Here is a 9,032-nt window from a genome sequence, read left to right as displayed (position 1 = left end):
GGCCGGTCACCGACCAACTCGCCACCACATTGACGTGTGACGCCCAACTGACCGTCGCCATCCTCGACGACGAACAAACACCCCTACAACTCGGACGCCGTAAACGATTGTTCACCAACGCCCAACGCAAAGCGTTCATCCTCCGCGACGAATGCTGCATCAAATGCGGTGCACCCGCCTCGCGCACCCAGTCGCACCATTTGCGGCATTGGGCCGACGGTGGGGCCACCGACCTGGACAACGGCTGCCTGCTGTGCACGGCATGCCACCACGACGTCCACGATCGAGGCTGGGATGTGGTGATGGGGTTCGACCGGCATCCGTGGCTCATCCCGCCCGCCACGGTCGACCCGAAACGACGACCACTACCTGCCTACAACCGACGCACCCTACGCCTCGACAGCGCTGCCTGACCACACTGGCCGCCTGAAACAGGCCTACCCACAAGACTTCCCGACCCCCGCACCCGGCCCGCCGGGACCGCAACTGTTGTTTGAGAACTTCATAGGGCGCGGCCCCGGACTCAGTACGACCCCGAGCCGAAGTCACCGAACCGGATCGCGGGGACCGACGACTTCGTAACGGGCGCAGAGGAATGCTTCATTCCGGGCGTAGTCGACCAGCGTCAGGTCGAAGGCTTCGGTGAACAGGGGGCGTCCGCTGCCGAGGGTGACCGGAGCGATCGACACGATGATCTCGTCGAGCATGCCTGCTCTGGCGAATTGGGCGGCGAGACCACCTCCCCCGACGATCCACACGTCTTTACCGGCCGCAGCGTCGTCGATGTCCGCCCGCAGGGACGACGGGTCGCCGGATACCACGCGAATCGTCGCGGACACCGGGTCGAGAGCGCGATGGGTGAACAGAAAGGTCGGTACCGTATACGGCCACGGGCGCCCCTGTGCCAACTCGTTGTCCAATAGCCCCAGTTCGTTCTCCAATAGCCCCAGTTCGTTCTCCAATAGCCCCAGTTCGTTCTCCAATAGCCACTGGTACGTGGTGGCTCCCATCACGATGGCACCGATGTCGCCGATGAAGTCGGAATGATTCATCGGGCCGTTCTCGTCGATCGGCTGGCTCAGCAACCAGCTCAGGTCGTCATGGTCGTCAGCGAGATACCCGTCGAGTGTCATCGCGGTGTAGTACCGCCAGCGCGTCGAGTCGGTCATCACAATCCTCCAGAATGTCTGCGGTGCCAGATGATCAGGTCAGGGTCATGTTCGGGCGCCGACATGTCGAGGCCGGCGTCGACGAGCATCATCCGCAACAGCATCCGGCGGTGCGCTGCGAAAGTCATTACATGTGAGACGATTTCGGACAGCAAAAAGGATTGGGGCGGATCACAGATCGCATCGATCACGCGGTCCGACCACGTTCCGCGCCGGTCGATGTCGCGAATCAGCGACAACCATCGTCCCGCAACCTGATGATGAAGCGCCACCAGCGAATCCAGGTCGCCCGTTTCGGTCTCGGGCATGTCGCTGCCCTCGATGGCCGTCAGCCACGGGACCTTGTCGGTGACGAGATGGATCAGCACATGCTCGACGGAATCGTCGGATTCCGGCCAGCGGACGATCCGGTTGCCGGGCAATCGGATCCGCGAATAATCCGCCCGATCGAGCTGCTTGGCGGCATCCAGGAGAACAGCGGTGTCGTCGAGGTCATGGCGCACCATCAACGCCACCACATTGCCGGCAGTATCTGCACTCGACGCCGAACCCTCCACGTATAACCCGGTGGGCGAATGGAAGTGGATTCCGTTGGGTGCAGGTAGCCAGTGTCCGCGTCCCGGGTCGTCTCCGGCCGCACTCGGCGGATGTCCGTATGCGCGGGCGAAGGCCCGGCTGAATCCCTCGACACTCTCGTAGCCGGAATCAAAGGCGACGTCGGTGACGCGGTGACCGCGCCGCAGGTACCAGGCCGCCCGCTCGAGCATCACCCGCCGGCGCATCGCCACCGGAGACTCCCCCGCAAAGCGGCTCACCTGCCTGTTGAAGTGGAACTCCGAGGCATGCACGCTCGCGGCCATCCCGGCCAATGACGTGTTGCCGTCGTCGAGTACCGCGTCGAGGAGTTCACGAACCCGGTCGCGATCGCCCGGAACCGTCATCGGATCGCCCATGTCGTCATGGCATCCAGTATCGGCCGCGCATGCCCTCTTGTGCTTGACCGTTCTTGCCCACCCCGGCTCCCGCATGGGCGGTCACCACCGGCCTCCGCGCGTCACCGGTCCCCGAGGGTCAACCATCACCGAGAGACTTCCGGAGCTTCTCGGCGGCGTCGGTCTCGCGCGCCCACCGCGGCAGGATGAAGATGCCCTCGGCCTCCGCGGTGATCCCCTCCTCGGTCATGATCCGCCCGGCCGCAATGGATTTGACTCCTTCGACCCGATCCAGCCACGCCTCGGCGCGAACCTTGCCCAGCTTGGTGCCTTGCCGATAACGGATGGTCAGCGTGCCCGTCATACCGGGATGCCCGGAGTGGTCGGCGGCCGAGCCGAGGATCTGATCGAGGATCGCCGCCAGAATTCCGCCGTGTACCAGTCCGGCGGGCCCCTCATAGGCCGGCCCCAATTCGAATTCCGACCACGTGAGCTCGCCGTCATGGTTCAGCACCACCGGCGGGGCCACCGGGTTGCGCGTCCCGATGACGGCATTCCCCCACGTCCGCTTGGCGCCGTCGCGGGTGAACCGGGCACCGAAGGAGTCCTCGTCGAGGCGAACCGCCCGCAAGATCTCGGTGGCGGCCTCGATGTGCCGGACGGCTTCGGCGGCCGCATCGGCCTCCACCTCGGTGAGCACCGTCGCCGAGATCAGGGCTCGCACCTCGGCCGCGAGGGTCTGGGCCACCTGGGTCCGTTCGCGCAACTCGTCGGGACCGAGGTCCTCCAGAAAGTAGCCGCTCATGACGTTTTGAACTCCGTTCTCCGCGCCGATCGGGCGACGCATGGCCACCCCCCGTTGTAACAGCCGCAGTCGATGCGTATGCGAGATGGCCACTCGGTAGCCTCATATCCATGAGTGACGAACAGTGGAAGGCCTTCGAGGTCTCGGTCACCGACCATGTCGCCGAGGTGACGCTGATCGGTCCAGGCAAGGGCAACGCGATGGGCCCGGATTTCTGGGCCGAGCTTCCGGTGCTCTTCGCCGGGCTCGACGCCGACGACGACGTCCGGGCGATCGTCCTTCGTGGATCGGGAGATCACTTCTCCTACGGTCTCGATCTCGCGGCGATGGGCGGTGACCTCGCGCCGGTTCTTGCCGACGGTGCCAAAGCCAAGGCGCGCACCGACTTCCACGGCGTGGTCCGACGAATGCAGGCGTCGATCACCGCCGTCGCCGACTGTGGCACGCCGGTGATCGCGGCCGTGACCGGTTGGTGCATCGGTGGCGGCGTGGACCTGATCACCGCCGCCGACATCCGGTATGCCAGCGCCGACGCCAAGTTCAGCGTGCGCGAGGTACGGGTCGCGATGGTCGCCGACGTGGGCAGTCTTGCCCGCCTGCCCGGGATCATCGGCGACGGCCATCTGCGTGAACTGGCTTTGACCGGCAAAGACATCGATGCGGCCCGCGCCGAACGGATCGGACTGGTCAACGACGTCGCGCCGACACCTGCGGGGGCGTTGGAGATCGCTCGCGCAACCGCACGCGAGATCGCCGACAATCCCCCGCTGGTGGTCGCGGGGATCAAATCGGTCCTCGACCATTCGCGCAACGCCGCGCAGGCCGACAGCCTGCGATACGTTGCCGCATGGAACGCCGCGTTCCTGCCGAGTGACGACCTCACCGAGGCCGTCACTGCCATTTTCGAGAAGCGCAAGCCCCGCTTCAGCGGGTCGTGACCGCCACGCGTCTACTCCTCGGGCGTGAGCTCGAAGACGGGGATCACCCGATCGGTTCGCATTTCGTAGAGATCGAAGTTCGGCCACACCGCCCGCAGTTCCTGCCAGGCGCCGGCGCGCGCGGTGTCGTGGAGTTCTGTCACTCGTACAGGACGGATCTCTCCGTGGTCGATGATCTCGGCGGTGTCGGTGGCGCGCAGGTTGTAGACCCATTGGGGGGTGGCGGTCCCGCCGAAATATGATCCGGCGATCAGCCAGGCACCGTCGGCGCGAGGCACGGCCAGCAGCCGGGTACGACGTACCACCCCGCTGCGCCGTCCCGCGACGATCACGGTGGTGCTCGGTAGACCGGCGATGTCGAGCAGACCGTACCGTTCACCAGTGATCTTACGTAACGCGTTGTCACACTGAACGATTCGCGGCAAGTACCGGGGCATCCACGAAATCGATCCAACCCGGATGGCCACGGGGGTGAGCAGTCCCATAGCTCTCAGTCTGGCACGGTCCATGACAGCTCCGACGACACCACCCACCTCACCCGGGCAAACGACCGCGACATGGTGGATTGCCCACCCCGAAAGGTCAAGCACGCCATCCACACCTGTGGACGGGCCCGGCCGCTGCATCGCATCCGGCGCGCAGGATCTGTCCATGACCCACGAAAACCACAGCACCCCCGCCACATCGACCTCGAACCCGCCCGGCGTGCCCGACGACGGACGACCCGACCGCGATCCGATCCCGCCGACCGCGGTCGCGAAGCTGCCGTTCCACGATGCCGCCGAACTCCGTGAACGTTGGCGCGCCCTGTTGGGGGAGCTGGGATTCAGTGAGCCGACACTCTGGTTCGTGTTCGTCGAGCGCGGTACGCAACTGATCCCGGCACTGAGCACTCTGCCACTCCCCGACACCCCGAACCGGCACCTGATGGACATGCTGTTGCTTCGCCTGGGCGAAACGATATCCGCGACAGACGATCTGTCGGTGGCGTGCCTGCTGACCCGTCCGGGTTCGGATGGTCTCACCGCACGCGACCGCGGCTGGGCGTCGATGATCACCGACGCGGCCGTCCGTCGGCGGGTGCCGCTGCTGCCGCTGTTTCGGGCCAACGACATCAACGTCGTGGCTGTACCCGGCGCGCCGGGTGGCGAGGCACTGCCGGAGCCTCTGGAAGCGGCCTCGTAGTTCCACCGCCCCGAAGACACTCACCCATCGGGTGAGTAGACCGGGACCGGTCGCGCCGCGAGGTCGACGGAACCCACCATCGGTTGGGACACGTCGTCGTCGGCGGAACCGCCGTAGGTCGCGGTGTAGCGGGCCCGCCAGGTGACGCTGCCGAATATCGACACCTGTGTCGGGGTGGCCTGATCGATGTCGGTCACCAAGTCGTCGAGCCCGACCGGCGCGCTCCACCGGACCGACGAGACGACCGCCGAACGGTACAGCCGCTGCACGCAGCCGGGCCGGTCGGTCGAGGCATCGGCCTCCACGGAGCCGGCGCACCGGTCCAGATAGCCGCGGACGGCCCATCCGACGCGGCCGTCCCGGCGTCGGTCAGCGCGACGGCGGGGGTGACGCGGGTGACCGGTGCGTTCCCACCGGTCACGTCCGAGCGATCTGTCACCCGCAGGTAGCGATTGCCCGAGCCCCAAACGAGCCGACCCGGAAAAACGTACACGGTGCGCGCTCCGGTCGTCGGGCGGCCGAGCAAGGTCAGGCCGGGAATCCTCGTCGCGGATATCTCGACCCGGGCGAACCCGTCGGCCACCAGCCACCGATCGCCGGCCCGCACAACCCGGTACGTCGTGTGCACCGCGCGGTCACCGATGCGGAAACCGGCGTCGACGAGCAGCGCTGCGTCCTCGGCCCTCCCGGTATCCGCGGTGGCCGTCGAGTTCGACACTGCCGAGGAAGTGTGAGCCGCCCGCTCGTGTACCGAGATATCGGTGATCGCGGCGCCGGCGTGCTGTCGGGCAGACGCGTCACGGCCCAACAGTTCGACCGACGGCGGTGGCGACATCAGGCGCAGCGCGCCAGGGCTGTCCGCGTCGGCGACCGCACCCAGAAACGCACGCACGGTGGCAACCGGGGTCCCCGGCGCGCCCGACGAGCCGGAGTCACGTGTGAACACCATTGTCACAACGAGACTCACCACGCCCACCACCAGCAGGGCGGCGCCGGCGATCCACCAACTCGTGGACCGGCGCCGCCCTACAGTGGCGGCCTTGCTCACGCCTGTGATGCTCCTCCGAGGGAGTCGGTGAGTTCGGCTGCGAGCAGGCGGGAGAACGCTGCCGGGTCGTCGAGTTCGCCGCCCTCGGCGATCAGCGCCATCCCATAGACCAGCTTGGCCTTCTCGGTCAGCCCATCGTGATCCCCGGCGGCGTCGAACGCCTTGTTGAGGCCGACGACCAGCGGGTGATCAGCGTTGAGTTCGAGTGCCCGCTTGGTCTTGGGGACCTCTTGTCCGGAGGCTCGATACAGCTTCTCCAACTGCGGCGACATCGAGAAGTCATCGCCGACGAGACATGCGGCCGACTCGGTGAGTCGCTTGGACAGCCGGGCCTCGGTGATGTCGTCGGAGAGCGTCTCGCCCAGCCACGACAACAGGCCCTCGAACTCCTTGGTCTTCGCGTCGTCGGTGGAGTCCTCCGACTCCTTCTCGCCGTCGAGTTCGTCGAGATCGACCGCACCCTTGGCGACCGAACGGAACTGCTTGCCCTCGAACTCCAGACCGGCGCCGACCCACATCTCGTCGACCGGGTCGGCGAGGATCAGGACCTCGATTCCCTTGGCGCGGAATGCCTCCAGATGCGGGGAGCTCTCGATCTGCTGACGTGACTCACCGGTCATGTAGTAGATCGAATCCTGCTTCTCCGGCATCCGGCCGACGTAGTCGGCCAGCGAGGTCAGCTCCTCCTCGCTCTCGGTGGACGCGAACACCGAAGCCTTGAGGATCGCGTCGCGGTTGTCGAAATCGTTGACCAGACCTTCTTTGAAGACGCGACCGAAGGTCGACCAGAACGTCTGGAAGTCCTCCGCGCGAGCCGACCGCAGCTCGCTGATGGTCGAGATGATCTTCTTGGTCAGGCGGCGGCGGATGGCACGGATCTGCCGGTCCTGCTGCAGGATCTCGCGGGACACGTTCAGCGACAGGTCGGCCGCGTCGACGACCCCCTTCACGAACCGGAGGTACTCGGGGATCAGCTCCTCGCAGTCATCCATGATGAACACGCGTTTGACGTAGAGCTGGATGCCGACGTTGCGTTCCCGCATGAACAGGTCGAACGGTGCCTGCGTCGGAATGAACAGCAGCGCCTGGTATTCGAAGGTGCCCTCGGCTTTGAGGGTGATGATCTCCAGCGGCTTGTCCCAGGCGTGGGAGACGTGCCGGTAGAACTCCTCGTATTCCTCGTCGGAGACCTCGTCACGCGAACGCGCCCACAGCGCCTTCATCGAGTTGATGGTCTCGGGCTCGACGGTGGTGACCGTGGTGGGCTCGCCGCCCTCTTCCTCGGCCGGGGTGGTCGTGGTCTTCTCCACGTCCATCCGGATCGGCCACCCGATGAAGTCGGAGTACTTCTTGACCAGCGAGCGCAGCGTCGCCGGATCGGTGTAGTCGTGCAGATCGTTCTCCGTGTCGACCGGCTTGAGCGCCAACGTGACCGACGTGCCCTGTGGCGCGTCGGCGACCTCGTCGATGGTGTAGGTGCCGTCACCGGTCGACGACCAGCGGGTTCCGGAGGTCTCACCGGCCTTGCGGGTCACCAGGGTGACGGTGTCGGCGACCATGAACGTCGAATAGAAGCCGATACCGAACTGCCCGATGAGTTCCTCGGTGGCCGAACTGTCCTTCGCCTCGGCGAGCTTCTTGCGCAATTCGGCGGTACCCGACTTGGCGAGCGTGCCGATGAGCTCGACGACGTCGTCACGGGTCATGCCGATCCCGTTGTCGGCGATGGTCAGGGTTCGCGGGCCGGTGCCGTCATCGCCGGGCTGCTGTGCGTCGAGGGTGATGTGCAGATCCGACGTGTCGACGTCGAGATCCTTGTTCACCAACGACTCCAGCCGCAGCTTGTCCAGCGCGTCGGACGCGTTGGAGATCAACTCGCGCAGGAAGCTGTCCTTGTTCGAGTAAATCGAGTGGACCATCAGGTCCAGAAGCTGCCGGGTCTCGGCCTGGAATTCTCTGGTTTCGGATGCGGTACTCATCGACGACCTCCACGGATGACTGATCACATATCCCTACCTCGCAGCCGACGGACTCGGGTCAGGGAACAACGTCGCAGTTTAGCGAGACGGCGACACAGTACGGTGAACAGGGTGCAATCATCCGTGCACGTCTGGCTTCACAGCGTCGCTGGACCGGGGCTGTTGCCAATGACGAGGGAGGGTGTCACCGCTGATGACGGTACCTCGACTGATGTGCGTGCACGCCCATCCTGATGACGAATCACTGTGGACCGGCGGAACGATCGCACGTCACGTCGAACGCGGCGGAGACGTATCGGTGGTCACCGCAACGTGGGCCACGGGCACCTCCCGGCACCGCGAACTGTGCAATGCACTCAAAGAGCTCGGGGTCTCCAGAGACCCGATCATGCTCGGGTACGCCGACGACGGTGTGCCGGTGTCGGCGCCGGGAAGCGGTAAGTTCTGCGACGTCAGCTTCGATAGCGAGGTACGGATGCTCGTGGGCCACATCCGCCGGCTACGCCCGGAGGTCTTGATCACCTACGATCCGGTCGGGATCTATGGCCACCGTGATCATGTGCACGCACATCGGCTGGCGCTCGCTGCTGCCGACGCCGCCGGGGCCGCGATGCTGCACCGCAGCACCGGCCCGGCGTGGCGGGTGCGCTCGGTGTATATGTCGACCATCGCCGACTGGATGGTCGAGGACGTCGCCGACGACTTCTTTCCGACCATCTCCCGCTACGCACTGCCCGGAACACCGCCGTCGGACATCGATCTGGAGCTCGACGTGTCGGCGTGGGTGAAGCGCAAGGCCGCCGCCGTGGCCGCACATCGCTCGGAAGTCGAGCGCAGCCACATGATCGCCAAGCTGATGGCACTGCCCACTCAACGCCTCGACCGACTGTTCGGCACCGAATGCTACATCCGACGTGACCTCGTCCATGGTGGCTGCGAGCTTTGACACTCGTTGTGTAGCAATCACTTCCACGCG

The 9,032-nt window shown here is 65.7% G+C and carries 11 protein-coding genes; 4 read left to right on the top strand and 7 right to left on the bottom strand.

Features of this window, described 5'->3' with window-relative positions; translation table 11 throughout:
• On the top strand, positions 1-413 hold a 413-nt coding region (locus ACPXB3_RS15370), incomplete at its 5' end, for an HNH endonuclease signature motif containing protein (RefSeq protein ID WP_425728254.1).
• 132 nt (positions 414-545) lie between these two features.
• Here the strand turns inward: ACPXB3_RS15370 and ACPXB3_RS15365 are convergent.
• The 3 genes from ACPXB3_RS15365 to ACPXB3_RS15355 form a co-directional block, all read right to left on the bottom strand.
• Positions 546-1,169 (bottom strand): dihydrofolate reductase family protein, encoded by a 624-nt coding sequence (locus tag ACPXB3_RS15365; RefSeq protein ID WP_425728252.1) that lies wholly within the window; start codon positions 1,167-1,169, stop codon positions 546-548.
• Positions 1,169-2,110: a helix-turn-helix domain-containing protein gene (locus ACPXB3_RS15360; protein WP_425702913.1), complete on the bottom strand. Its 942-nt coding sequence runs from the start codon at positions 2,108-2,110 to the stop codon at positions 1,169-1,171. Before ACPXB3_RS15360 ends, ACPXB3_RS15365 begins: the two co-directional genes overlap by 1 nt.
• Positions 2,111-2,240: 130 nt before the next feature.
• Entirely contained in the window at positions 2,241-2,906 is a 666-nt protein-coding gene (locus ACPXB3_RS15355) for a PaaI family thioesterase (RefSeq protein WP_425702484.1), read from the bottom strand.
• A gap of 110 nt (positions 2,907-3,016) precedes the next feature.
• On the opposite strand from ACPXB3_RS15355, the gene ACPXB3_RS15350 reads away from it, so the two are divergent.
• A complete protein-coding gene (locus ACPXB3_RS15350; RefSeq protein WP_425702483.1) occupies positions 3,017-3,844 on the top strand; it encodes a crotonase/enoyl-CoA hydratase family protein in 828 nt (275 codons plus the stop codon).
• A gap of 11 nt (positions 3,845-3,855) precedes the next feature.
• Here ACPXB3_RS15350 and ACPXB3_RS15345 read toward each other — a convergent pair whose 3' ends face one another.
• On the bottom strand, positions 3,856-4,329 hold the full coding sequence (locus ACPXB3_RS15345) for a nitroreductase family deazaflavin-dependent oxidoreductase (protein WP_425702481.1): 474 nt from the start codon (positions 4,327-4,329) through the stop codon (positions 3,856-3,858).
• Positions 4,330-4,495: 166 nt separating this feature from the next.
• On the opposite strand from ACPXB3_RS15345, the gene ACPXB3_RS15340 reads away from it, so the two are divergent.
• The gene (locus ACPXB3_RS15340) at positions 4,496-5,029 is read left to right on the top strand and encodes a hypothetical protein (RefSeq protein ID WP_425728250.1); all 534 of its coding nucleotides are present in this window, start codon (positions 4,496-4,498) and stop codon (positions 5,027-5,029) included.
• Positions 5,030-5,049: 20 nt separating this feature from the next.
• On the opposite strand, the gene ACPXB3_RS15335 is transcribed toward ACPXB3_RS15340, so the two are convergent.
• The 3 genes from ACPXB3_RS15335 to htpG are packed head-to-tail and all read right to left on the bottom strand — an operon-like array spanning position 5,050 to position 8,056.
• On the bottom strand, positions 5,050-5,226 hold the full coding sequence (locus ACPXB3_RS15335; protein WP_425728248.1) for a hypothetical protein: 177 nt from the start codon (positions 5,224-5,226) through the stop codon (positions 5,050-5,052).
• Positions 5,223-6,077, bottom strand: coding sequence for a hypothetical protein (locus ACPXB3_RS15330; RefSeq protein ID WP_425728246.1), 855 nt, complete (start codon positions 6,075-6,077; stop codon positions 5,223-5,225). The genes ACPXB3_RS15335 and ACPXB3_RS15330 overlap by 4 nt, the downstream gene beginning before the upstream one ends.
• On the bottom strand, positions 6,074-8,056 hold the full coding sequence (gene htpG, locus ACPXB3_RS15325; RefSeq protein WP_425702477.1) for a molecular chaperone HtpG: 1,983 nt from the start codon (positions 8,054-8,056) through the stop codon (positions 6,074-6,076). Before htpG ends, ACPXB3_RS15330 begins: the two co-directional genes overlap by 4 nt.
• A gap of 193 nt (positions 8,057-8,249) precedes the next feature.
• Here htpG and ACPXB3_RS15320 point away from each other — a divergent pair, with 193 nt between their 5' ends.
• A complete protein-coding gene (locus ACPXB3_RS15320; RefSeq protein ID WP_425728244.1) occupies positions 8,250-9,002 on the top strand; it encodes a PIG-L family deacetylase in 753 nt (250 codons plus the stop codon).
• The last annotated feature ends 30 nt before the right edge of the window (positions 9,003-9,032 follow it).

Source organism: Gordonia sp. DT219, assembly GCF_049847065.1.
GTDB lineage: Bacteria > Actinomycetota > Actinomycetes > Mycobacteriales > Mycobacteriaceae > Gordonia.
This window is presented reverse-complemented; position numbering and strand designations above follow the sequence as displayed.